Genomic DNA, 24,713 nt, shown 5'->3' on the forward strand with positions numbered 1-24,713 from the left:
GTCTTTAACTGTATACTTAAAATGTAAAGATTTAACTTGGGAGAAACAAAGATAAATAAAACTACAATATAAATTAATAAATTAGAGTAAATCTGTTTTTGTTGATATATCTTATTAAATTGATAATACATTTTCATGAAATATATAAGTATTTTATTAAATCACCTATCGATTATTTCAAAATTTCTATCGTATAAAAATAAATTTATTAATTCTCCAAAAACCAATAATGAAATAATTCTTATAGAATTGTGTCCATTAATAAATTTGCAGACAACATTTCATATTTTAGTGTCTTTAATATTAATAAGAAAATTTAAAATTATTTTTTTTTATTTTGGTGGTTATAAAATAAATTTATTTACATCTTTATTAAGATATTTTTTAAAAAAAAAAAATTTTGAAGTGATTAATTTATCTGTAAAACCAAAAATTAAAAATAACATAAAAAAATTTAAATCTTTAAAACAGTGTATAAATTATAATTATAAAGGTTATAAAATTGGCAAATATATTTATCAATCATATTGTAGATTATATTTAAAATCATCACTAAATTTAGAAGATGAGAAGTTGTATAAGCTTGTTAGTTTATCCCATGCTCAAATAGATTATTTAGAAAACTTTTTCTTAAAGAAAAAAATTAAATATTTAATTACAACTCATGTAGTTTTTGTTAATTATGGGGCACTTGCTCTTGTCGCAAAAAAATATGATACTAAAATCAAGATTATTTATCCTGAAAAAAATTATTCATATATAAGAACATTATCTGTTGATAAAAAAAATCTCTTACAAATTGATAAATATTATGAATATAAAAAAGAATTTAAAAAGAAAAAAAATAAATCTCAAATTTTAAGACAATCTAGAGAAGAATTAATTAAAAGAATATATAAAAATAAAACAAATTGGAAGGTAGGTAATGTTGCTTCTTATTCAAAGAGAAATATTTTAAAAATAAAAAGTAACAAACCAAAAATTGCAATAATGCCATCATGTTTCTTTGATGCGCATCATTTTTTTAGATACTCTTTATTTCCTGATGTGTATCAATGGATGGACTTCACACTAAATCATGCAAGTAAAACGGATTTTGAGTGGTTTGTTAAACCTCATCCTAACAATTTACCAATTAACTTTAATGTATATAAATTTTTTGAAAAAAAATATCCTACTATAAGATTTTTAGACTCAAATACTTCAAATTTAACATTCAAAAAAAATAAATTTGCCTCAATGTTTACTTTTCAGTCATCAGCAGTTCATGAATTTGCTTTTATGAATATTCCATCTGTTGTTGTTACAGATAATGTGAGTGTTAACTATAAATTTGGTCAACCAATTAAATCAATTAATGATTATAAAAAATTGATATATAAAGCTGATCAGATTAAAAACAGAATAAATTTAAAAGATGTATTGGAATTTAATTATATGTGGAGGTTTAGTAAATCCACTTCTTTCAGAGAAGATACCCTTGACGAAGACTTGAGTGATAAAAAAAATAATTTATTCAGTTTTAAAAATTCTTTAAATATTTTAAATGAATTTAAAGAAGACAAATTATTCAAAAAAAATACAAATAAAGTAATGCTAGAAATTTTTAAATGAAAAAAATTGTAAATTGTAGATTCTGTAAATCAAAAAATTTAAAAGATGTCATTAATTTAGGCAATCAATTTTTAACTGGTGTTTTTCCATCAAGCAAGAATATAAAAATTTCAAAAGGTCCATTAACTGTATGTTTATGTGAAAATTGTGGTCTTTTACAACTTAGACACTCTTTTAATTTAAATGAAATGTATGGAAAAAATTATGGTTATAGATCATCTCTAAATTCATCTATGGTTAATCACTTACATAATAAATCATACAATTTAATTAAAAAATATAAAATAAGAAAAAATGATTTTGTTATTGATATTGGCAGTAATGATGGAACATTTTTAAATGCATTCAAAGGTTTTAAAAATCTAATTGGAATAGATCCAACCATTAAAAAATTTAAAAAATATTATAAAAAGAATATAATTACTATCAACGATTTTTTTCCTTCAAAAAAAATTATATCAAAAAAAGCAAAGTTGATTACTTGTATTTCCATGTTTTATGACCTTGAAGATCCTTTAGAATTTGTAAAAAATATTAAAAAAATACTTGATACAAATGGAATTTGGCATTTTGAGCAAAGCTATATGCCCTTCATGTTGAAACAAAATTCATATGACACTATATGTCATGAACATTTAGAATATTATTCCTTAAATGTAGTAAAAAAAATTTTAAACAAAGCAGGTTTAAAAATTTTAGATGTAGAATTTAATAATATAAATGGAGGTAGTTTTTCTGTAAGTGCTACTCATAAAAAATCAAAAATAAAAAGTAATAACAAAGTTATAAATTGGTTATTAAATCAGGAAAAAGAAATGAAATTAAATGATATTAAAATTTATCAGATGTTTAATAAAAAAATAAAATATCATAAAAAATCTTTAAACAATTTACTTAATAAATTAAAAAAAAATAATAAAAGTGTAAGTGGGCTTGGTGCATCTACTAAAGGTAATGTTATTCTGCAGTATTGTAATATTAATAAAAATTTGGTTAAGAATATTTATGAGATTAACAAGGATAAATTTGAAAAATATACACCCGGTACTAAAATAAAAATATTAAGTGATAAAAAGATAACATATAAAAATTCTAATTATTTACTTGTTTTACCATGGCATTTTAAAGATCATATTATTAAAAGAGAAAAAAGGTTATTAAGAAAAGGAATAAAATTAATTTTTCCATTACCACAAATTGAAATAATATAATGATAGATTTATCAATTGTAACAGTGACCAAAAATAACCCCAAAGATTTAAATACTACTTTAAATTCAATTTTTAATCAGACAGATAAAAAAAACGTTGAGTTAATTATAGTTAATGGAGGTAAAAAACTTAAAAAAAATTTTAAAAATAAAAATATTAAAATATATGTCTATGAAGATATATCTAGTGGAATTTATAATGCTATGAATCAAGGAGCAAAATTAGCAAAAGGAAATCATATATTGTTTTTAAATTCAGGAGATATATTAAATAATAATTATGTTTTAGAAAATATAAAAAATTATTCACTTTCAAAAAATTTATCTTATTTTTTTATTTCTAAAGTCATAGGAGAAAATAAAAGTTGGAACATTCCAAATAATGTAAAAAAAATTTTTCCAGGAGACTCTGTGCCAGTACATCAATCAATTTTATTTAATAAAAATTTTTATAAAAAACACACTTATAATACCAAATATGTTGTTGCTGCAGATTATGAGTATAAATTAACACTTCTTAGAAAATACAAAGTATCATTTATACCTTTTATTGTTTCAAATCATTATCTTGGTGGAATTTCAAGCACTTATACTTTCAAAAATTATATTAAAATTTCTAGAGAACTTTATGAGATTGATTCAATTTATCAGAATTTTGATGTTCTTTTGAGAAATCAGATTAACCTTTTTGTAAAACTTTTATTATATCAGTTAAAATTGAATTTTATTTCAGAAATAATTTTATCAAAAATTTACTCTAATAAAGCTTATGAAATTAAAATATAAAAAATTATTTGTTACTGGACATAAAGGAATGGTGGGCTCAGCTTTTGTAAGAATTTTAAAAAAAAAAAAAAAATTTAAAATTATTGTAGCAGATAGAAAAAAACTTGATCTTGAAAATCAAAAAAAAGTTGATTTATTTTTTAAAAAAAACAAACCAGACATGGTAATTAATGCAGCAGCTTTAGCTGGAGGTATATATGCTAATGAAACTTTCAGTGCTGATTTTATTGATAAAAATTTAATCATTCAACATAATGTAATAAAATCTTGCTATAAATATAAAATCGAGAAATTATTATTCCTTGGAAGTTCTTGTATCTATCCAAGAAATTGTTCACAACCCATGCATGAAAAATATTTATTAGGTAACTATTTAGAAAAAACTAATGAAGCATATGCAGTGGCAAAAATAGCGGGATTAAAAATGTGTGAATTTTTTAATAAACAATTTTCTACTGATTTTAGATCAGTTATGCCAACAAATATTTATGGATTGAATGACAAATACCATGAAAAAAACTCTCACGTAATTCCAGCGATGATAATGAAATTTCATAAAGCAAAATCACAAAATAAAAAATTTGTAAAAGTATGGGGTACTGGTAAAGCCAAAAGAGAATTTATATATGTCGATGACATGGTTAAACTTTGTTTAAAAATTTTTTTAAAACCAAAAGAAAAATATTATAAATTTTTAAAAAGAAAAAAAATAAGTTTTTTGAATATTGGATCAGGTCAAGAATTAAGTATTAAAAAACTATCAAAAATCATAAAAAAAATAACTAAATTTGATGGAAAAATTATTTTTGATAAAACTAAGAAAGATGGAACTCCAAGAAAACTATTAGATAATTCATCATTAAATAGTTTTTTAAAAGAAAAAAGAAATTTTGTTAAATTAGAAAATGGATTATCAAAAACTTACGATGATTTTTTAAAAAAAAATAAAAAAAAATAATTTTAATTTAAGTATATTGTAATTGTAAAATTTTAATGAAAAAAAAACCTTTTATTTCAATCATTACACCAACATTAAATGATAAAAAAAATTTAAAAAAACTTATAAAAAATTTAAAAAAACAATCTTTACAAAATTTTGAACATATTATTGCTGATGGAGGTTCAACTGACGGTACGATAGATTATCTTAAAAAAATTAAAAAAATTGATAAGGTTTTGGTTTCAAAAGATTTAAATATGTACAAAGGAATAAATAATGCTCTTAAATACTGTGGGGGAAAAGTAATTGGATACATTAATTCTGATGATTTATATGAAGATTTTGAATTTTTTGAAAAAATTCAAAACACTTTTTTAAAAAATAATGTTGATTGTATTTATTCGGGGTATCAGGTTAAAAATTTAAATACCGGGTCAACAAAAACTTTTAAACCATTAAAATTTAAAAATAGATATTTAATTACTTTGGGAATGCCCTTTTGCCAACATACTTTTTTTTGGCATCATAAATTTAAAAACAAGAGATTTAACCTTAAATATAAGGTATGTTCTGACTTCCATTTTATAGGGAGTATTTTATTAAGATCACAAAAAATTGCATACCTAAATTCAAACTCTGCAACTTTTAATAAACATAATAGTAGCTTTGGTGAAAAAAATAAAAATAAAGGATTAAATGAAACAAAACAAATTAAAAAATTTTTTAGAAAACAAGTTAAATTTAATTATATATTCTATTTTATTGATAGAATTTTAAATTATTTAAATAATTTTAATTTTTATGACAATAAATTATATCTAATTAAAAAAAATAAATGATAGTAATAGGTTGGAGTGAGTTACCAAGTTATGCAATTGATTGTATCAACTTTTTAAATCTCAGAAATAAAATAATTATACTAACAGACAATAAAAAAGCTAAAAAATTAATAAAATATTCAGTAGTAAAAGTTATTTCATTACAGAAAAATTATACTTGGGAAAGCATTGGTATTTCTAAACCTAAATATTTTTTTTTCACTGGATGGAATAATAAAGCTTTTATTTCTTTGGCAAAGCAAAAAAAGACCAAAAATATTTGTTTAATTGATAATAACATAAAAAAAAATTTTAGACAATTTCTTGGAAGATTTTATTTTAAATTTTTTTTAAATAATATTTTTGATGCTGCATTTGTACCAGGTAAAAATACTCAAAATTTATTGAGATATTTTAGTTTTAGAAAGTTAATATTAACTGGATTATATTCTTGTAATAATAATTTATTTGAAAATAAAAAAAAAATTACAAAAAGAAAATATGATTTTATATTCGTAGGAAAATTTATACCACGAAAGAACCTTGAAACTCTTCTGAAAGCCTTTAAAAGATTAAAAAAAAAATATATCAATTCTAATTTATTATTAGTTGGAGGATATAATGTAAAAAAAATAGATGGAGTAAAAATAATACCTCATATAAATTCCAAAAAAATTGTAAATCTTATGAACAATTCTAAATGTTTGGTTTTACCTAGTTATGAAGATAATTGGGGAGTCGTAGTTCACGAGGCAACTTGTTGTGGGTGTTTATTGATTTTAAGTAACAATGTTGGTGCAAAAAAAGAGTTTCTTAAAAGAAATGGATATGACTTTGATCCTTATAATGAGGAGGATTTATATGAAAAAATGGAAAATGTTTTAAATACGAAAGATAGAGATTTGATAAAAAAGTCTTTGTTGAGCTCAAAACTTTCAGAGAAAAGATCACTTCAAATCTGGAGAATTCAATTTTTTAAATTTATAAAAAAATTAAGTTCATGAAAAAGAAAATATTATATTTATCTTATAATGATTTTTTTGGTGGCGCAGCAATAGCAAGTTTCAATATGTTTAAATCTATTTCATCAAAAAAGTATAAATTAGAATTAAATTGTATAACTAAAAAAACAAATGATAAAAGAGTAAAAAAAATAAACATTACTATTATTTCTTATTTAAAAATTTTTGTTTCAATTTTATTATCTCAAGTACTTTTTTTAATCTTTAATACAAAGAATAAAATCAAAAGAAGCATGTGTTTAATAGATACTGGATTATTAAATCGTATTAAATTAACGGATGTTGATATTGTTCATGTACATTGGTTTTATAATGAGGTTGTTTCTTTAAACGAAATTTTAAATATAAAAAAAAAGTTGGTCATCTCTCTGCATGATCTTTGGTTTTGTAATGGTACATTCCACTACGATCCAGGAAAAATAAATATTTTTTCAAGGTTTTTTGAGGAGTATTTACTGAAACGTAAATGTCAAAAAATACTACAACGAGATAATATAATTTTTACTGTGCCTTCCAATTGGTCAAAGCAGAAATTTATTAAAACTCTAAAAAAGTATAATACCAATAACAAACAGCTTCCTAAAATTTTTATAATTGGAAATGTAGTTGATTTTAAAAAAAATGCTAAATACTCTAATTTAGAAGATTTAAAACTTATTCCAAAAAAAGAGTTTAAATGTTTAATTCATTTTGAAAAAAGAAATAACTATGTAAAAGCTTATGATTATTTATTTAAATTATTAAGTAAAATAAATAATTCTTCTCAATTTAAATACTTTATTGTTTTTGGAAATAATTCGCATAATTTTCCATTTAAAAAATTTAATAACTTAATATTTTATGATTTTGGTTTTGTTGAAAATAATCAAATTGATGAACTTTATAAACTATCAAATGTTTTTATTTTGACTTCACGTCAGGAAACGTTTTCTCAATTAACCGCAGACAGTATCGTAAATAAGACTCCTGTTGTTGCTTTTGATTGTTCTGGCCATAGAGAATTAATTATTCATAAAAAAAATGGTTTTCTAGCGAAAAAATTTAGAATTGATGATTTAATTAAAGGAATGAATTATTTCAAGAATAAAAAACTCAAATATATTAACAACTTGCAACATTATTCAAAAAAACACTATTACAAAAATTTTTTAAATAAAATATATGACTTCGATAATTTTAAATATTAAAAATCATTTTAGTAGTCTAAATATAATTGAAAAGTTACTAGTATCTTTTCCTTTATTTGCAATAATGGGTTCATTAGTAATCAATATTTTTTATCTGATCATAGTAATTTTATTCCTAGCAAAGATTAAAGAAATTAAATTTCATTCAAATTTCCAAAAAAAATTAATTACATATATAATATTTACTTATTTAATAATCCTCACATCTTATTTATTTTCTGATTATAAAAATACTTCAAGTTTAATCAGATCTATTTCTGTAATTAAGTTTGGTATTATTCCAATAATATTTTATAATTTTGTAAATTCTCGATCATTCTTTAAAATTTTAGGTATAATTTCTGGGGTGGTAACAATATTTTTATCTATAGATATAATTTTTCAATTTATTTTTGGGTACGATTTTTTTGGATACAAACCTATTCATGATGACAGATATAGTGGTTTTTTAGATGAAGAACTCGTAGCTGGATCATTTATATCCTTTTTTTTTATATATTTTATTATTTCAAAGAAATTTGAATTAAACAATAAATTTGACTTAATTATCTTATTTACATCTATTTTATTTTTTTTATCAACTATTATTATAACTGGGGAAAGATTAGCTTTAATAAGAATTTTATTTTTAATTTTTTGTTTGTTAATTTTTTTAAAAATAAATTTTTGGAAGAAGTTTTTAGCAGGAGCTATTATTATCTTATCAATAATTACTTTTTTTGCTTTTAATACTGCTTTTAAAAATCGAGTATATGAAACTCTTTTTATGAGTGGTATTAATACAAATTATGAATTTAATATTTCTATTCAAAACTTATATGGACAAAATAATCTTTTAAATTCACCATGGATTTCACATTGGCTGGTGGCAAATAAAATTTACCAAGACAATAAATTAACTGGTGTGGGTCTAAAAAATTTCAGAGTTTTGTCGTGTGACAATGAAGAGTATAAAATAAAAAATATATTAGATAATAGTTCCTGCACCACACATCCACATAATACTTATATGGAAATTTTGTCTGAATTGGGCATTTTAGGAATTATAACTTTTTTGTTTTTAATTCTAATATTTATAAAAAAATCTTTTAAAGTATTTAAAAAATCAAACGACATAAGTATGTTAATGTTATCATCTTTGATTTTATTTATTTTAATACCCATTTTGCCCTCAGGAAGTTTATTTTCAAGCTATAATGGAGGTATTATTTTTTATTTTATTTCTAGTTATATTGCCATATTAAAATTGAATGAGTTTATTAAGTAAAACCCAAAATAAAGATTTTTTCATTTTTAAAATTTTATTATTTATTATCTTTTCATTACTCATTTACTTTAGACTTCATTCAAAAACATTTTTTGATGATGAGATTGCGACCATAGGTATTATTAACGAAAGAGATATTTTTTCTATTTATAGTTATGTAAATCATTGGGATGTATCTCCACCCTTAAGTTATATATTAATTTATATTGGAGAAAAAATTTTTGGTTTTCAGTATGCACCACTATTATTTTTACCTTTACAGATATATTGTTTAAATTCATTTATAAAACTTACTAGTAAAATTTTTTTTAAAGATAATAAAATTAAATTCTATTATTTAATTTGTATTATTTTAAATCCTATTTTTATTCTCTGGTGTACTTCATTAAGATGGTATAGTTTATGGGTACCTTTAGCGTTGTATATAATTGGAAAAATTTTTTTTCAAAAACATAGAGATTTTAAAGAAATATTTTTAATTTTAACATCCCTTACCCTAATGTTTCATTTGAATTACCTAACAATAATTTTTATATTTTGTTTGTATTCTTCAAATTTTAAACAAATAAATAAAGAATTTTTTAATTTTATTAAAAATAAAATTTTTTTATTTCTTTTAATTTTTTTTATCAATATTCCTCAAATATATTTTTTTCTTAGTAATCATTTGATGAATTCCTCTTCTCAATATGGAGATTATTTTTTCTCTTTTTTATATCCAGCGATCACAATAGTATTTGGTAATAGTGTTTTTCCATTAGAAATAATTTCGATTTTATTTTTTTTTATATTAATATTAATATTATTTAAAAATATAGACATATTCAAAAAAAAAATTTTTAAAAATTTTAAAAATTTAATTATTTTCTTTTCTCTTTTTTTTATAATTATTTTTTTATTTAAATTAGGTCATAAACCTAGACACTCAATAATTCTAAATTATATCTTTATAATATATTTTTTTATAAATTTAATTTTTTTGAAAAATTTAACTTTAAAAAGATTAAGTATTGTTATTTTTATAATTTTTACTTTTTTTGGAATAAATAATACTATTAAAGAAGAAAATCTTATTAAAAATAATATAAATTTACCAATAAAAAAAATTTTAGTATTTTTAAAGAATGAAAAAAATGAATGCAAAATTAAATATATATTTACTCATAATTTAAATATCAAATTCTATATTAAAAATAATAATAATTATGTGATTAATTCAAAAGTTTTAAAAAAAAATAATTATAATTGCACATTTATAATCAAAACTTTTATAGCAAATGATAATCAGAATGATGTAAATTTAGTCAACCAACATTTTACTAAAGCTAAATCTTCATTAAAGCTCAAAAATTTCGAATATGATAAATTCTCAGCTATTAAAGAAAAAATATTTAAAAATAAAATTAAAAATAATTTTATTGTGGAGATTTTATACTAATTGTTAATTAATTGTATTTTCTTTTAATTTAAATAAAAATAGTCTAATTAGTGACTTATAATTATGAAAAAAAAAACAGCATTAATATTTGGTATAACAGGACAAGATGGTTCATATTTAGCCAAATATTTACTAAAAAAAAATTACCTAGTTCATGGTGTAAAAAGAAGAAGCTCTTCAATTAACACATCGAGAATTGATGATATCTATCAAGATCCTACAAAAAAAAATAGAACATTTATACTTCACCATGGAGATGTGACAGACTCCTCTAGTATACTACATATCATTGAAAAAACTCAGCCAGATGAAATATATAATTTGGCAGCTCAATCTCACGTTGCAGTTTCTTTCGAGGTTCCAGAATATACAGCAAATTCTGATGCACTTGGTACTTTAAGAATTTTAGAGGCAATAAAGTCTTTAAAATTACAGAAAAAAACAAAATTTTATCAAGCTGGCACATCAGAAATGTTTGGAAGAGTTCGGGAAACACCTCAAAGTGAAAATACTCCTTTTTATCCGAGAAGCCCTTATGGAGTTGCAAAAGTTTATGCCCACTGGATTACAGTCAACTACAGAGAGGCATATGGTTTATTTGCTTCAAATGGAATTCTTTTTAATCACGAAAGCCCATTGAGAGGAGAAACATTTGTAACTAAAAAAATTGTAAATACTTTATGTAAAATCAAAAAAGGTAAAGAAAAAATTTTAGTTTTAGGAAATTTATATGCAAAGAGGGATTGGGGACATGCAAAGGATTATGTAGAAGCAATGTGGAAAATACTACAGTATAAAAAACCCGATGATTTTGTTGTGGCTACAGGAAAACAATATAGTGTAAAATTTTTTGTTAATAGAGTTTGTAAAAAACTAAATATTAAAATTAAGTGGAGAGGAAAAGGATTAAATGAGTGTGCTGTAGATAAAAATGGAAAAAAAATTATTATTTGTAGCAAAAAATATTATCGTCCAACAGAAGTAGAAACTCTTTTAGGAAACTCAAATAAAGCAAAAAAGTTATTAAATTGGAAAAGTAAGACAAATATTGACCACTTAATAGATGATATGATTGATTTTGAAATGAAAGTCATTTAAAAATGTTTTCAGTTGTCATAACTACAATTTCCAATCCAAATAAATGCTTAAAATCAATTGCAAAAAATATTGGAAAAAAAAATAAATTAATAATAATTGGCGATAAAAAATCACCAAAGAAATTTAAATTAAAAAATTCAAATTATTTTTCGATTTTACATCAAAACAACTTTGGTTTTAAAATTAATAAATTGCTTAGTTACAATCACTATTCTCGAAAAAACATAGGTTATTTAATTGCCTTTAAAAATAATTTTGAATTTATATATGAAACTGATGATGATAATTTACCTTATAAGGAATTCTATAATAAAAGAAATTTAAAAATATATTGCTACAAAACTGAAAAAAAAACTTTTGTTAATATATATAAATATTATTCAAATCAAATTATTTGGCCAAGAGGATTTCCACTAAAGTTTATAAAAGAAAAAGTTAAAAGTATTTCAAAACTAAAAAAAAATTTGGTAACTTCACCTATACAACAGTTTCTTGCCGATGGAGAGCCTGATGTAGATGCAATTTTTAGATTATTATTCCCAAGCAAAGACTTCAAAAAATCAAAAAATAGCTTTTATTTACCAAAACACTCTTATTGTCCTTTCAACAGTCAAAATACAATATGGCATAAGTCAGTATTTTCACTAATGTATTTGCCGTCAACATGTTCGTTTAGATTAACTGACATATATAGATCCTATGTTGCACAAAGAATATTACATGAATGTAAAATGAATTTATCGTTTCATCCGGCAACAGTAAAACAAATTCGAAACAGCCATGATTTAATTGATGATTTTAAAAATGAGGTAGATGGCTATATTAGAATTGATAAATTAGTTAATGGTCTAAAAAGATTAAAATTAAAACCTGGTTTAAAAAATATAAACAAGAATCTTATTCTTTGCTATCAATTTTTGATAAAAAATCAATTTTTAAATAAAAAAGAGATGAGTATTTTAAGGTTATGGATTAATGATATTGAATTAATAGAGAATTCAAAAGAATATGAATAAAAAATTTTATAAGATTTTTAAATTAATTAATATTCATAAAAGTTTAATTCAACTATATTTTAAAGATAAATTAATCAAAAGATTTAGTGTTAAACAATAAGGAACTAACAGCTTTAGTTTTAGCGAGCAATGAAACCTTTTCATTAGAAAAGGTCGTTAAAAAATTATTGTCTTTTAAATTCCTAGAAAAAATAATTATAGTCTCTCCAAATTTTGTTACAATTGAATGTTTAAAAACTCAAAAAGTTCTCTCAGAAAAATATTCTAATATTGAATGTTTGATACAATCAGAAAAATATCCAGGTTATGGAGGAGCTGTGAAGTACGGATTGAATTTTGTAAATACAAAATATTTTTGTTGGCTAGATGGAGATGGAGAAACTGATCCATCATATTTAGAAAATATGTATAAAATTGTGTTAGAAAATCAAAACATTAACATTGTTAACGCATCTAGATTTAAAAATAAAAATATAATTATCGAAGGTTATGGTTTAGTATCATCTATACTTACCTATACATTTCAACTTTTTTGTAAAATTTTTTTTAATAATAAAATAACTGATTATACTGTTGGGTACAGACTATATAAAACAGAATATTTTAGAAAATTTAATTATACTAGCTATGATCAAAATTTCTCATTGGAAACATTACTTTTACCTCTCTTGAATGAAGAAACAAAAGTTTCTGAGGTATATTACAAATGGATTAAAAGATCAGATGGAGAGTCTAGAAATAACCTACTTAACAAACTATCTTATTTTAAAATTTTTTTTAAAATTCTATATTTAAAAATTTTTAAAATTTAGGTTTTTAAAATTATGTTGTTAAAACAAATTTATAGCCATTTACTATTATAAAGGGTTTAAATTTTTTATAAGAAGTTGCACGTATAATTTTTTCAAGTTCTTTTTTTTTTATTGGTAATTTAATTTTATAAATATTTTCTAAATTTTTTTTATTATACATTTTCTTAGACCAGTCTATATTACTAGAATTTTTTAATTTATACTTTGAAAACTTGCCTAAACTTATATCTTTTATAAACTTTAAAAATGATTTTTTCATCAAACTATGAGTTTGCTTTAAAAGTCTTGTAATAGTTGTATTTTTTTTTATTTTAAATTTTTTGCTTAACAATATTTTTCCATGATCAACTTTTCTATCCATAACGTGAATTGTAAAACCATAGAATTTTACATTCTTAATTAATGCAAAATTTGCACAACCTATTCCTCTAAATTCGGGAGGGCCAGGATGAAAATTTACTGCTGCGCAAGAGGCTTTCTTTAATATTCTATCATCAAGTATTTTTTTTGATCTATAGGATATCAAAAAGTCATATCTCTTTTTTAATTTTTTAGTTTTATAATTAAATTCGCTGTCATATATAACATTCATTAATTTAAATTTTTTTCTTATATTATTTATATCAAGTTCTTCTTTTAATTCTTTTCTCGTAAATAAAAGTACTTTTAAATTAGATTTCATCGTCTATTATTAATTACTATAGAATGTTCAAAATAAAAAATATAAAATTTAATAAAAATACTAATGCATTTATTATTGCTGAAATTGGTATTAATCATAATGGTCATTTAAAGAATGCATTTAAACTAATTGATGCTGCCTCAACAGCAAAATGCAATGCAGTAAAATTCCAAACTTTTGATGTAGATACCATGGTTCACGAAAGTGCAGAGCTTGCTAATTATCAAAAAAAATTTACCTCTAATAATCAAAAAAAAATGTTAAAAAAATATCAACTAAGTTACAAAGACTTTATTAAAATAAAAAAATATTGTGATAGAAAAAGAATTATTTTTTTATCAACACCATTTGATATTAAAAGTGCAAATTTTTTAAAAAATTTGGTTCCTGCATTTAAAGTATCTTCAGGTGATAATGATAATTTAATTTTGTTAAATCATATTAAAAAATTTAAAAAACCAATAATATTATCTCTTGGAATGATGAATAATAGTGAAATCAAGGAAATATTGAAAAAATTGAATATTAAAAAAAATAAGTTATCAATTCTTCATTGTATAAGCGAATATCCAACAAAACTTTCAGACTCTCAATTAGGTGTAATTAAAGAATTAAAGAAATTTGGATATATAGTTGGATTTTCTGATCACACAGTAGGGTTTGAAGCTTCTATTGGTGCAATTTGTTTTGGTGCACAAATTATAGAAAAACATATTACATTAGATAATAAAATGAAAGGACCTGATCATCTTGCGTCCCTTAATGTAAAAGATTTAAAAAAATTTGTTGATACTCTTAGAACAATGGAAAAACTTAGAGATTTTAAAAAAAGAAGTATAACTTCTGAGGAAGTTAAAACAAAATTTATTGCTAAAAAAAGTATTTTTATAAATAAAAATCTTTCTAAACATCAAAAAATAAATTTGAAAGATTTAATACCATTGAGACCTCTTAAGCATGGTATCTCAATTAAGGATTTAGATAAAATAATAAATAAAAAGGTTAAAAAAAATATTGGCAAACTATATCAAATTAAATTTAAAGATCTGATATGAAAAAAAAAAGAATTGTTATTTTTACTGCAGCTAGATCTGATTTTGGTATAATGAAAAAAACTATTATACGACTTAATAATGATAAAAAGATAAATTTCTATTTACTTATTGGTTCTGCACATTATTCAAAATCGTTTGGATGCACAATTGATGAAATTAACAAAATTAAATTAAATAAAAAATCGAGACTTAATTTTAGTTACAGTTCAAATTCTAATATTAAAGATATTTTAAATAATTTTTCAAAAACTATGCTGATGGCGCAAGACTTTTTTGAAAATAAAAAGATTGACTGCGCCTTAATTATGGGAGATCGATATGAAATGCTAGCTTTAGCACTTGTTTGTCTTAATAATAATATACCAATAGCTCATGTATGTGGTGGTAGTGAAACTTATGGGTCAATTGATAACGAGTATAGGAATTCAATTTCTCAAATGTCAAAATTTCATTTTGTAGAAACAAAATATCACAAACAAAAATTAAATAGAATGGGTATAAACAAAAATGTATTTGTTGTTGGTGCTCCAGCATTAGAAAATTTTAATAAAAAAATAAATAATTTTACATTAGTTAAAAACAATTATTTTCCAAATTTAGACAATAATAAAAAAATTATTCTTGCATGTTTTCATCCTGAGACTACAGAAAAGATAAATAAAAATTTAGAAAACTTAAAAGAATTAATTTATTTTTTAAATAAATTAAAAGATTTTAATGTGATATTTACATACCCAAATGCTGATGCTGGTTACAAAAAATTTATTAAATTATTAAAAAAAAATTTGAGTAAAGATATTTATTTAATAAGCAATCTTGGTATAGATAATTATTATTCTGTGTTAAGAAAAGCCTCAATTTTAATTGGAAATTCATCAAGTGGTATAATTGAGAGTGCTTCCTTTAATTTACCTACAATAAATTTAGGAGACAGGCAAAAAAATAGATTTGCCCCAAAAAATGTACATAACTGCCCTTTTAACTCAAAAAAGATAAATAAACTATTTAATAAATTACTTTCTTATAAAGAAATTAAATTACAAAACCCATATTATAAAAAAAATACTTCTTTAAATATTGTTAAAAAACTAAAGAATTTGTTAAAATAGGATGCTTTTAACTATTCTTAATTACTTTTTTTTAAATATAATTTCGATTTCTATTATTTCAATATCTGTATGTGGAACAGGTTTAATATTAAATAAATTTTTTAATATTGGATTTAAGTTAGAAAAGTTATTTTTTTATGGAGTTTTAGTTAAAATAATTTTAATTTTTTTTTTAAATTTTTTTTTTAGCTTAAATTTTGTTGTTAATATATTTTTAATTTCTATAGGTTTTTATTTTTTTTATAGAAAAATCAATGAAATCAAAAAAAACAATACTTTTAGTTTCATTACTCTAATACCATTTGTATCTTTAATTTCAATTAGAGATGGATTTTTTTTTGATAATTTTTTATATCATATTCCTCTTATAAATTTACTAATAGAAAACAATTTAGTTTTAGGCCAATCAAATATTAATTTTAGATTTGGAACACCCACTTTAATATATGGATTATATTCAAGTTTTTATTTACCAATTACAGAATATAATTCTTCATTTCTTTTAAATTCTGTATTTTTTATATTTGTCATAAAATATTTTTTAGATCAAAATTTAAAAAAAAAAACAACTTCAACATATATTTTAATAATTTTAATTTTATTTATATTAATTGATGCTTTGATACATCCTCTACCGCTTGGATTATTTGTGGGCAGATTAGGCGTTCCTGAATATGATTTGTTGGTAGGACTACTTCACATATACACAGTGTTTTACGTTATTGAAAATATTTTAAATGATAAAATAAAAAATAATTTTTATATTTTAATATTACTTCTACTTATAATATTTATAAAACCTACAATTTTTCCAATTTTTTTTATTTTTTTATGGTTAATTTTTTTACAAAGAAATCATATTGCAGGAATGTTAAAAGAATTTCCAAAACAATATTTATTATTAATTTCATTTGTTGTAATTTTTCTTTCAAAATCTTTTTTAAGCACAGGATGTTTTTATCCTTATTTAAAATTCACTTGTCAAAATGTCAGTTGGTATTCAAGTAACATTATAAATACCCTAGGATTAGCATCTATATCTTGGAAAGGATATACCACAAATGTAAGCTCTCTATTGGATTTTTCTTGGGTTATTTATTGGTTCAAAAATTATTTTTTATCAACATCTTTTTTTATTTATTTTTTAACTTTGCTAACTGTAAATTTTCTATTTATTTTAAAGATTCAAAAATTCAATATAAATAAATCTTTTGAAATCCAAACCTGGAAAAAAATATTAATTTTACATTTTGTTGGTATAATTTTTTGGTTCTTATTATCGCCAGACTTAAGATTTGTATGGTCAACAATTTTTATAATTTGTTCAATTATAATTTTTAACATATTAAAGAAATTAAATATGATAAATAGACTTTTTGATTTATTTAATTTATCAAAAAAATTTAATTTACTGATAATTTTACTTTTGAGTATTTTGTCTATTAAAAATTTATATTTAATTAATTATGTAGGACTTGCTGAAAAATTTAAATCTAATGATATCTATGTTGAATATATAAATAAAAAAGGTGTAAAAATTAATATTGTAAAGAAAAATAATTTTTCAAATTACAAATTATGTGGGTTTACACCTAATCCTTGTAGTATAGACAAAGAAAGTTTAAAAAATTTGAACTTTAATAAAAATTTTATTTTTAATGAATATAATTTTCAATAATTGATAAAAACTAAATTTTTCCAAACTTAATTTTTCCTCTTACTGCCCAAAATACAAAGTATAAAAAAATAAATAGTATTAATGAGTAAAAATTTCCAATGTTTTTAGCTACCTGAAATCCAACTAATAAAACAAAAATGTTTATAAAATTAATCATGAGCAATGTTTTAAGATGATTATTTTTAAATTTTATCAAAATTAAGTGATGTAAGTGGTTATTATCAGGCTGATAAAAATTTTTTTTATTCATGATTCTTTTGAAAGTTACGTACAAAAAATCATAGACAGGATACCAGCATGACCATATCAAGTAAGAAGGATGAATATTTTCATAAATATTTGCATAAATTATTAAAAAACTTAGAAAAAAACCTAAAAATAAACTTCCACAATCTCCTAAAAAAATTTTATAATTGTTTGAGCTTGGTAGGACGTTAAATAAAAGGTTGATAATCAGGGGAATTAAAAAAAAATATAATAAACTTATTACATTTTTATTATCAATTAAAAAAATAATATACAATATCATTACTATTGATAAAGAGCTAAGTAACCCATCTATACCATCTGTATAATTGTAAGCATTAATAAGTAATCCAACAGATAATAGAGTAAAAAAAATACTTAACTTTCCAAGACCCAGAGATCCAATGATTTCATAATCACCTAAACTTTTAAGTTCAAATCCATTAAATATCAAAAAAAATACAGGAAAAAAAATACAAATTATTTTTATGCTAGCACTTAGCGATATTCTGTCGTCTAAAAATCCAAAAAATACTATGAATATGCCATATGAAATTATTAATTCTAATTCGTAAGAATATTCATAAATTGAAATTATTATTAATAAAAAAATATAGAGAGATAAGCCTGATGTATTGATTATTTTTATTTTATGAACTTTCCTATCATTTGGGAAATCATAAAAAGAGAATTTTCTGGATAATATAATTGTGAAGAAAATCAGTACAAAATATATACATGTTAGGTAAACATAGATCATCTTTTTATTAATCTAAACTAAAAATAATAATTTAATATAAAAAACTAATTTGTTATTAATAATTATTCAGCTTATATAAAACAAATAGAATATTGATAACTAAAAATTAAATGGAAGAAAATATTAAAATAACCGTCATAATTCCTTGCTATAACGAGGCTAAAACAATTGAAAAAGTTTTAATTGATGTAAAAAAAAATTTAGATGAAATAAATTACTCTTACGAAATTATAATAATCAATGATTTCTCATCTGATAATACAGAAAATATTTTAAAAAAATTAAAAGTTAACGAAAATTTAAAAATTATTAATCATGATAAAAATATGGGCAAAGGAGCTGCAGTAAGATCTGGGATTTCAGTTTCTAAAGGTGAATTGATTATTATACAGGATGCTGATTTGGAGTATAACCCTAGAGATTATAAAAAACTGTTAATTCCTTTTGAAGAAACAGATGCAGATGTAGTTTATGGATCAAGATTTATAGGTGGAGGCAATTATGTTCGAATTCATTTTTTTTGGCATTTTTTAGCTAATAAAATTTTAACTTTTATTTGTAACTTTTTTACAAATTTAAATTTAACAGATATGGAAACTGGATATAAAGTATTTAAAAGAAATATTCTCCTGAAATTAGATTTAAAAGAAAATTCTTTTGGAATTGAACCTGAATTAACAATTAAGTTATCAAAAAAAAATGCAAAATTTTTTGAGGTACCAATTAGTTATAATGGCAGATCTTATGCTGAAGGAAAAAAAATAACTATAAAAGATGCATTTAGAGCTTTATTCTGCATATTTAGATATAGTATATTCAAATAATTTAATAAAAAAGAATCTTTACATTTTTATTTTAATTAAGTAAAAGACTGTGCCTGGTGATTTTTGCGAAGGGGTTATACCCGATCCCATTCCGAACTCGGAAGTCAAGCCTTTCTGCGCCGATGGTACTTTGTCTTAAGACATGGAAGAGTAGGACATTGCCAGGCTAAAATCTTAAATGAAAAATTTCATAGTTGTGACTGGTGGAGCAGGTTTTGTTGGATCAAACTTAATAGATCTACTTTTGAGAAAAACTAACTTTAATATTCTAAGTTTAGATAATTACTCATCAGGGTTTAAAAAAAATCATATTAAAAATAAAAGGGTAAAATATTTAAAAGGTGATACTTTAAATATTAGCAAAATTTTAAATAAATATTATAATAAAATTAATTCTGTTTTTCATTTTGGTGAGTTTGCTAGAATTTTTCAAAGTTTTGAAAAATTTGATGAATGTTATAGATCAAACTCAATTGGTTCAAAATCTGTTTTTAAGTTCTGTTTAGATAACAAAATAAAACTTATTTATTCAGCAACTTCTGCAAGTCTAGGAAACAAAGGTCAAGATAAAAACCTTTCTCCTTATGCATTTACAAAATCAAAAAATTTAGAATTATTGGAAAATTTAAAAAAATGGTTTGATTTTAAATACGAAGTTATTTTTTTTTACAATGTTTATGGTCCAAGACAAATTAAAGTTGGAGATATGGCGACGGTAATAGGCATATTTGAAAATCAATATTTACATAATAAACCTTTAACTGTTGTCAAACCTGGTTCTCAGACAAGAAGATTTACTCATATTAATGACACAGTTCAAATTTGTTACGAAGCCTTTAAAAAAAACAAGTGTAAGTATTACAGTATTAGCAGCATTAACTCGTATTCAATATTAGAAGTTGCAAAGATGTTTAAGAGTAAAATAGTGATGTTAAAACCTAGGCTGGGTGAGCGATATGCCTCTGCTTTGACCAAAATCTCTAATGATAACAAAATAATTCAAAAATATGGAAAAATACAATTGAAAGATTATATAAGTTCCTTTATTAAAGGCTCCTGATTATGAAAATTAAAAGTTCATTAAAATCTATTAAAAAAAGAGATTTAAACTCAAAACTTGTTAGAAGAAGAGGAAGAGTTTACGTCATTAACAAAACAAACCCAAAATTCAAAGCAAGACAGAAGTAATTTATGGATAATGAAAACCATAAAAATACTTGGAATAATTTTACTAAATTTGTTTTATGGGGAACAGTTGTTATTATTACGGTTTTAATTTTAATGGCAATATTTCTTTTATAGTATCTTAATTTATTTTTTATGAATTTAGCCTCAATTTCAGAAAACCATAATATTGAGAAGCGAATAGCGATTACTCCAGAAATTGCAAAAAAATATATCAGCTTAGGATTTAATTTAACATTATCAAATGATTACGGAACTCATTTAGGTTTTAGTGATGAGGACTATAAAAATTTAGGAGTTAATTTTTTAGAAAATGAAGACGAAATAATTAAAAATTCTGACATTGTTATTCAATTAGGATTGCCAGATGATAAAAAGTTTTCACAATTTAAAGAAAATCAAACTTTAATAGGATCATTGAATGCTTATATAAACAAAGAAAAATTAGAAAATTTAAAGACTAAAAAAATAAATTGTTTTTCATTAGAGTTGTTACCAAGAATAACAAGAGCTCAATCAATGGATATTCTATCCTCACAAGCTAACCTTGCTGGTTATAAAGCTGTGGTGGAGGCTTTTCAAGTTTATGAAAAAGCAATTCCGATGATGATGACAGCAGCTGGAACTATTCCTGCAGCAAAAGTATTAGTGGTTGGAGCGGGAGTTGCAGGATTACAAGCTATAGCAACAGCTAAAAGAATGGGCGCTGTTGTATTTGCAACCGATGTCAGAATGGCATCTAAAGAACAAGTTGAAAGTTTAGGTGGTAAATTTTTAACTGTTGAAGGATCTGAAAATTTAGAAACAGAAGGTGGTTATGCAAAAGAAGCTTCAGATGAATTTAAAAAGAAACAGGAAGAATTATTAACAGAGACATTAAAAAAAATTGATATAATAATTTGCACTGCTTTAATTCCAGGTAGAGAAGCTCCAAAAATTATTAAAAAAGATATGTTTAAAAATTTACAACCAGGTTCAGTCATTTATGATTTAGCAGCTGTTCAAGGAGGAAATACTGCTTTCACTGAAGTTGACAAGATTGTCGAAAAAGATGGTGTTAAAATTTTAGGGGAGGCAAATATATTAAATAAATTACCTGTATCAGCTTCTAATTTGTATGCTAAAAATGTATTTAATTTTATCTCTAATTTATATGATAAAGAAAATAAGAAACTAAATATTAATTTAGAAGATGAAATAATAGAGAAAACACTTATTAAATAGTATTATGGAAATAGATCCTTTTATATTCAGATTAAGCATATTTATATTATCAATATTTGTTGGGTATTATGTGGTGTGGAGTGTAACGCCCTCGTTACATACACCATTGATGTCTGTTACAAATGCAATCTCCTCAGTAATTATCGTAGGTGCAATTATTGCAGCTTTGTCGGGCAGTGATGAATTAGTGTTTTCTTCATCTAGTATTTACGGATTTTTAGCGATTATTTTAGCAGCTGTTAATATTTTTGGTGGATTTTTAGTTACCCAAAGAATGCTTGCTATGTATAAAAAAAAGAAAAAGGATAAATAATAAATGTCAGCAAATTTATCTGCAATTTTATATTTGGTATCTGGGGTTTTATTTATCTTAGCTTTAAGAGGTTTGTCATCTCCAGAAACTTCAAGACAGGGTAATTTATTTGGAATTATTGGAATGTTAATAGCTGTAACTGTAACATTTCTCTCAGTTGGAAATTTTAGTTCTGGATTTATATATGTTTTAATATTTTTAGCCATTGGTGGAAGCATAGGAGCATTTATTGCATATCGAATACCAATGACTGCAATGCCAGAATTAGTGGCTGGTTTTCATAGTTTAGTTGGTTTAGCTGCAGTATTTGTTGCAATCTCAGCATTTATTAATCCAGCAGCATTTAATTTAGGGACACCGGGAAATATTAAGCTTGCAAGTTTAATAGAAATGGCAATCGGAGCAGCGGTTGGTGCGATCACTTTTTCTGGATCTGTTATAGCTTTTTTAAAATTACAAGGAATAATGTCAGGTGCGCCTATTACCTTTAAAGGTCAGCACTTGTTAAATGCATTATTATTAGTTTTAATTATAATTTTAACTATTTACCTTTGCTCAACACAATCAGCTAATTTATTTTGGATATTAATAGCAGTATCTTTTTTAATTGGATTTTTAATTATTATTCCAATTGGTGGTGCAGATATGCCTGTTGTAATTTCAATGTTAAATTCTTATTCTGGTTGGGCTGCAGCTGGAATTGGATTTACTTTAGAAAATACTGCTTTAATTATTACCGGTGCATTAGTTGGATCGTCTGGAGCAATACTTTCATATATAATGTGTAAAGGAATGAATAGATCATTCTTTAATGTTATTTTAGGTGGATTTGGGGCAACAGATCAAACATCTCAAAGTCAAAATAAAGAACAAAGACCAGTTAAAAGTGGTAATGCTGACGATGCAGCTTTTTTAATGAAAAATGCCTCTTCAGTTATAATAGTTCCAGGTTATGGAATGGCGGTAGCTCAAGCTCAACATGCTTTGAGAGAAATGGTAGATACATTAAAAAAGAACGATATTAAAGTATCATACGCTATTCATCCAGTTGCTGGACGAATGCCAGGACATATGAATGTTTTATTGGCAGAAGCTAATGTTCCATATGATGAGGTTTTTGAGTTAGAGGAAATAAATAATGATTTTGCAAATGCAGATGTTGCTTTTGTTATTGGTGCAAATGACGTTACCAATCCAGTTGCAAAAACAGATCCACAAAGTCCAATTTATGGAATGCCAGTTTTAGATGTAGAAAAATGTAAGTCTGTATTGTTTGTAAAAAGAAGCTTGTCACCTGGATATGCAGGGATAGATAATGATTTATTCTATAAAGAAAATACTTTGATGTTGTTTGCAGATGCAAAAAAAATGACAGAAGATATTACTAAGAATTTGTAGATCATATGAATACAAAGATTTTTTGTGACATTGCAGACATATCTTTAATAAAAAAATTTAACAAAAAAAAAATTGTAAAAGGATTTACAACTAATCCAAGCCTAATGAGAAAAGCGGGTGCAAAAGATTATAAATCTTACTCTAAACAAATACTCAAAATTTGTAGAAATAAACCTATTTCATTTGAAGTATTTGCTGACGATCAGTACTCTATGATTGAGCAAGGAAAAAAAATAAATAGTTGGGGTAAAAATGTGTATGTTAAAGTTCCAGTAGTGAATTCAAAAAATAAATTTTCAGGATATGTAATTAAAGAGCTTAATGATAAAAATATTAAATTAAATATTACAGCAGTATACACAGCCAATCAAACTGCAAAAATACTCAAGGTAATTAATAAAAAAACAAAAGTTATAATTTCAATATTTGCAGGTAGAGCAGGCGATACTGGCAAAGATCCAATACCAGAATTTTCCAAGAGTATAAAATTAGCAAAGAAATTCAAAAATGTAGAAATTCTATGGGCAAGTGTTAGAGAGCCATATAATTATTTACAAGCTAAAAAGTTGGGCTGTCATATAATTACTATTCCTCCAACTGTAATTGAAAAAATAGAAAAATTTGGAAAATCATTTAATCAGTTAACTATAGAAACAGTTAAAGCATTTCTTGTTGATAGTAAAAAATCAAATTTTAAAATATTATAAGATTGGTTGCGGGGGACGGATTTGAACCGCCGACCTTCAGGTTATGAGCCTGACGAGCTACCAGACTGCTCCACCCCGCGGTATTTTTAAATTCTATTTTTGAGTTTATTTAACTTCTTAACTCTTTTTATATTTTCTTGAAGAATTCTTTTTTTCTTTTCTGATGGTTTCTCATAAGTATTCTTTAATTTAATAACTTTAAAGAAACCATCTCTTTGAAGTTTTCTTTTTAAAACTCTCAAAGCTTGTTCAACATTATTATCTTTAACTTCTATTTTAATAACTACCTCCAAAAAAGTGGTTAATTAACACTTTTATAAATTT

At 23.0% G+C, this 24,713-nt stretch carries 26 protein-coding genes, 1 tRNA gene and 1 rRNA gene; 24 read left to right on the forward strand and 4 right to left on the reverse strand.

The features are described from left to right. The first annotated feature begins 135 nt into the window (after positions 1-135). The 12 genes from ACTT88_RS00690 (at position 136) to ACTT88_RS00745 (ending at position 13,208) form a co-directional block, all read left to right on the forward strand. A complete protein-coding gene (locus ACTT88_RS00690) occupies positions 136-1,614 on the forward strand; it encodes a hypothetical protein (RefSeq protein WP_440907472.1) in 1,479 nt (492 codons plus the stop codon). Beyond that, positions 1,611-2,825: a class I SAM-dependent methyltransferase gene (locus tag ACTT88_RS00695; RefSeq protein WP_440907473.1), complete on the forward strand. Its 1,215-nt coding sequence runs from the start codon at positions 1,611-1,613 to the stop codon at positions 2,823-2,825. The genes ACTT88_RS00690 and ACTT88_RS00695 overlap by 4 nt, the downstream gene beginning before the upstream one ends. Further along, on the forward strand, positions 2,825-3,610 hold the full coding sequence (locus ACTT88_RS00700) for a glycosyltransferase (protein WP_440907474.1): 786 nt from the start codon (positions 2,825-2,827) through the stop codon (positions 3,608-3,610). Before ACTT88_RS00695 ends, ACTT88_RS00700 begins: the two co-directional genes overlap by 1 nt. Beyond that, complete coding sequence (locus tag ACTT88_RS00705) at positions 3,594-4,568, forward strand: GDP-L-fucose synthase family protein (RefSeq protein WP_440907475.1); 975 nt, start codon at positions 3,594-3,596, stop codon at positions 4,566-4,568. Before ACTT88_RS00700 ends, ACTT88_RS00705 begins: the two co-directional genes overlap by 17 nt. A gap of 35 nt (positions 4,569-4,603) precedes the next feature. Beyond that, on the forward strand, positions 4,604-5,389 hold the full coding sequence (locus tag ACTT88_RS00710) for a glycosyltransferase (RefSeq protein WP_440907476.1): 786 nt from the start codon (positions 4,604-4,606) through the stop codon (positions 5,387-5,389). Further along, positions 5,386-6,372, forward strand: a complete 987-nt coding sequence (locus ACTT88_RS00715) for a glycosyltransferase (protein ID WP_440907477.1) — start codon at positions 5,386-5,388, stop codon at positions 6,370-6,372. Before ACTT88_RS00710 ends, ACTT88_RS00715 begins: the two co-directional genes overlap by 4 nt. Beyond that, positions 6,369-7,577, forward strand: coding sequence for a glycosyltransferase (locus tag ACTT88_RS00720; RefSeq protein WP_440907478.1), 1,209 nt, complete (start codon positions 6,369-6,371; stop codon positions 7,575-7,577). Before ACTT88_RS00715 ends, ACTT88_RS00720 begins: the two co-directional genes overlap by 4 nt. Then, complete coding sequence (locus ACTT88_RS00725; RefSeq protein WP_440907479.1) at positions 7,552-8,844, forward strand: O-antigen ligase family protein; 1,293 nt, start codon at positions 7,552-7,554, stop codon at positions 8,842-8,844. Before ACTT88_RS00720 ends, ACTT88_RS00725 begins: the two co-directional genes overlap by 26 nt. Next, complete coding sequence (locus tag ACTT88_RS00730; RefSeq protein ID WP_440907480.1) at positions 8,828-10,282, forward strand: hypothetical protein; 1,455 nt, start codon at positions 8,828-8,830, stop codon at positions 10,280-10,282. The genes ACTT88_RS00725 and ACTT88_RS00730 overlap by 17 nt, the downstream gene beginning before the upstream one ends. A gap of 63 nt (positions 10,283-10,345) precedes the next feature. Beyond that, on the forward strand, positions 10,346-11,380 hold the full coding sequence (gmd, locus tag ACTT88_RS00735; RefSeq protein WP_440907481.1) for a GDP-mannose 4,6-dehydratase: 1,035 nt from the start codon (positions 10,346-10,348) through the stop codon (positions 11,378-11,380). 2 nt (positions 11,381-11,382) lie between these two features. Then, positions 11,383-12,396 (forward strand): STELLO glycosyltransferase family protein, encoded by a 1,014-nt coding sequence (locus ACTT88_RS00740; RefSeq protein ID WP_440907482.1) that lies wholly within the window; start codon positions 11,383-11,385, stop codon positions 12,394-12,396. Between the two features lie 86 nt (positions 12,397-12,482). Then, positions 12,483-13,208 (forward strand): glycosyltransferase, encoded by a 726-nt coding sequence (locus ACTT88_RS00745; protein ID WP_440907483.1) that lies wholly within the window; start codon positions 12,483-12,485, stop codon positions 13,206-13,208. A gap of 10 nt (positions 13,209-13,218) precedes the next feature. Here ACTT88_RS00745 and ACTT88_RS00750 read toward each other — a convergent pair whose 3' ends face one another. Next, positions 13,219-13,890, reverse strand: a complete 672-nt coding sequence (locus ACTT88_RS00750) for a formyltransferase family protein (protein ID WP_440907484.1) — start codon at positions 13,888-13,890, stop codon at positions 13,219-13,221. A 23-nt stretch (positions 13,891-13,913) separates the two neighbouring features. On the opposite strand from ACTT88_RS00750, the gene ACTT88_RS00755 reads away from it, so the two are divergent. From ACTT88_RS00755 to ACTT88_RS00765, 3 genes are read left to right on the forward strand one after another with little or no spacing between them, the layout of a single operon-like run. Continuing rightward, positions 13,914-14,945 (forward strand): N-acetylneuraminate synthase family protein, encoded by a 1,032-nt coding sequence (locus ACTT88_RS00755; protein ID WP_440907485.1) that lies wholly within the window; start codon positions 13,914-13,916, stop codon positions 14,943-14,945. Beyond that, complete coding sequence (neuC, locus tag ACTT88_RS00760) at positions 14,942-16,054, forward strand: UDP-N-acetylglucosamine 2-epimerase (protein ID WP_440907486.1); 1,113 nt, start codon at positions 14,942-14,944, stop codon at positions 16,052-16,054. The genes ACTT88_RS00755 and neuC overlap by 4 nt, the downstream gene beginning before the upstream one ends. Position 16,055: 1 nt before the next feature. Next, positions 16,056-17,732 carry a hypothetical protein gene (locus tag ACTT88_RS00765; RefSeq protein ID WP_440907487.1) on the forward strand — a complete coding sequence of 559 codons (1,677 nt, stop codon included), beginning with the start codon at positions 16,056-16,058 and terminating at the stop codon, positions 17,730-17,732. A 10-nt stretch (positions 17,733-17,742) separates the two neighbouring features. Here ACTT88_RS00765 and ACTT88_RS00770 read toward each other — a convergent pair whose 3' ends face one another. Beyond that, positions 17,743-18,738, reverse strand: a complete 996-nt coding sequence (locus ACTT88_RS00770; protein WP_440907488.1) for a hypothetical protein — start codon at positions 18,736-18,738, stop codon at positions 17,743-17,745. A gap of 110 nt (positions 18,739-18,848) precedes the next feature. On the opposite strand from ACTT88_RS00770, the gene ACTT88_RS00775 reads away from it, so the two are divergent. The 9 genes from ACTT88_RS00775 (at position 18,849) to ACTT88_RS00815 (ending at position 24,389) form a co-directional block, all read left to right on the forward strand. Then, the gene (locus ACTT88_RS00775) at positions 18,849-19,562 is read left to right on the forward strand and encodes a glycosyltransferase family 2 protein (protein WP_440907489.1); all 714 of its coding nucleotides are present in this window, start codon (positions 18,849-18,851) and stop codon (positions 19,560-19,562) included. A 52-nt stretch (positions 19,563-19,614) separates the two neighbouring features. Beyond that, a 5S ribosomal RNA gene (rrf, locus tag ACTT88_RS00780) occupies positions 19,615-19,729 on the forward strand. A gap of 11 nt (positions 19,730-19,740) precedes the next feature. Then, positions 19,741-20,622, forward strand: a complete 882-nt coding sequence (locus ACTT88_RS00785) for an NAD-dependent epimerase/dehydratase family protein (RefSeq protein WP_440907490.1) — start codon at positions 19,741-19,743, stop codon at positions 20,620-20,622. Positions 20,623-20,624: 2 nt separating this feature from the next. After that, a complete protein-coding gene (gene ykgO / locus ACTT88_RS00790) occupies positions 20,625-20,750 on the forward strand; it encodes a type B 50S ribosomal protein L36 (RefSeq protein ID WP_008545413.1) in 126 nt (41 codons plus the stop codon). 3 nt (positions 20,751-20,753) lie between these two features. After that, positions 20,754-20,864, forward strand: a complete 111-nt coding sequence (locus ACTT88_RS00795) for an aa3-type cytochrome c oxidase subunit IV (protein WP_440907491.1) — start codon at positions 20,754-20,756, stop codon at positions 20,862-20,864. 18 nt (positions 20,865-20,882) lie between these two features. Continuing rightward, a complete protein-coding gene (locus ACTT88_RS00800; protein WP_440907492.1) occupies positions 20,883-21,971 on the forward strand; it encodes an NAD(P) transhydrogenase subunit alpha in 1,089 nt (362 codons plus the stop codon). Positions 21,972-21,975: 4 nt separating this feature from the next. Further along, positions 21,976-22,284, forward strand: coding sequence for a proton-translocating transhydrogenase family protein (locus ACTT88_RS00805; protein WP_440907493.1), 309 nt, complete (start codon positions 21,976-21,978; stop codon positions 22,282-22,284). Positions 22,285-22,287: 3 nt separating this feature from the next. Continuing rightward, positions 22,288-23,682, forward strand: coding sequence for an NAD(P)(+) transhydrogenase (Re/Si-specific) subunit beta (locus ACTT88_RS00810; protein ID WP_440907494.1), 1,395 nt, complete (start codon positions 22,288-22,290; stop codon positions 23,680-23,682). 5 nt (positions 23,683-23,687) lie between these two features. Further along, the gene (locus ACTT88_RS00815) at positions 23,688-24,389 is read left to right on the forward strand and encodes a transaldolase family protein (RefSeq protein WP_440907495.1); all 702 of its coding nucleotides are present in this window, start codon (positions 23,688-23,690) and stop codon (positions 24,387-24,389) included. Positions 24,390-24,392: 3 nt separating this feature from the next. Here the strand turns inward: ACTT88_RS00815 and ACTT88_RS00820 are convergent. Further along, a tRNA-Met gene (locus ACTT88_RS00820) sits at positions 24,393-24,469 on the reverse strand. Positions 24,470-24,475: 6 nt separating this feature from the next. Beyond that, complete coding sequence (gene rpsU, locus ACTT88_RS00825; protein WP_075484443.1) at positions 24,476-24,670, reverse strand: 30S ribosomal protein S21; 195 nt, start codon at positions 24,668-24,670, stop codon at positions 24,476-24,478. Positions 24,671-24,713: the final 43 nt, after the last annotated feature.

It is taken from the genome of Candidatus Pelagibacter sp. (assembly GCF_052046145.1).
Taxonomy (GTDB): Bacteria; Pseudomonadota; Alphaproteobacteria; order Pelagibacterales; family Pelagibacteraceae; genus Pelagibacter.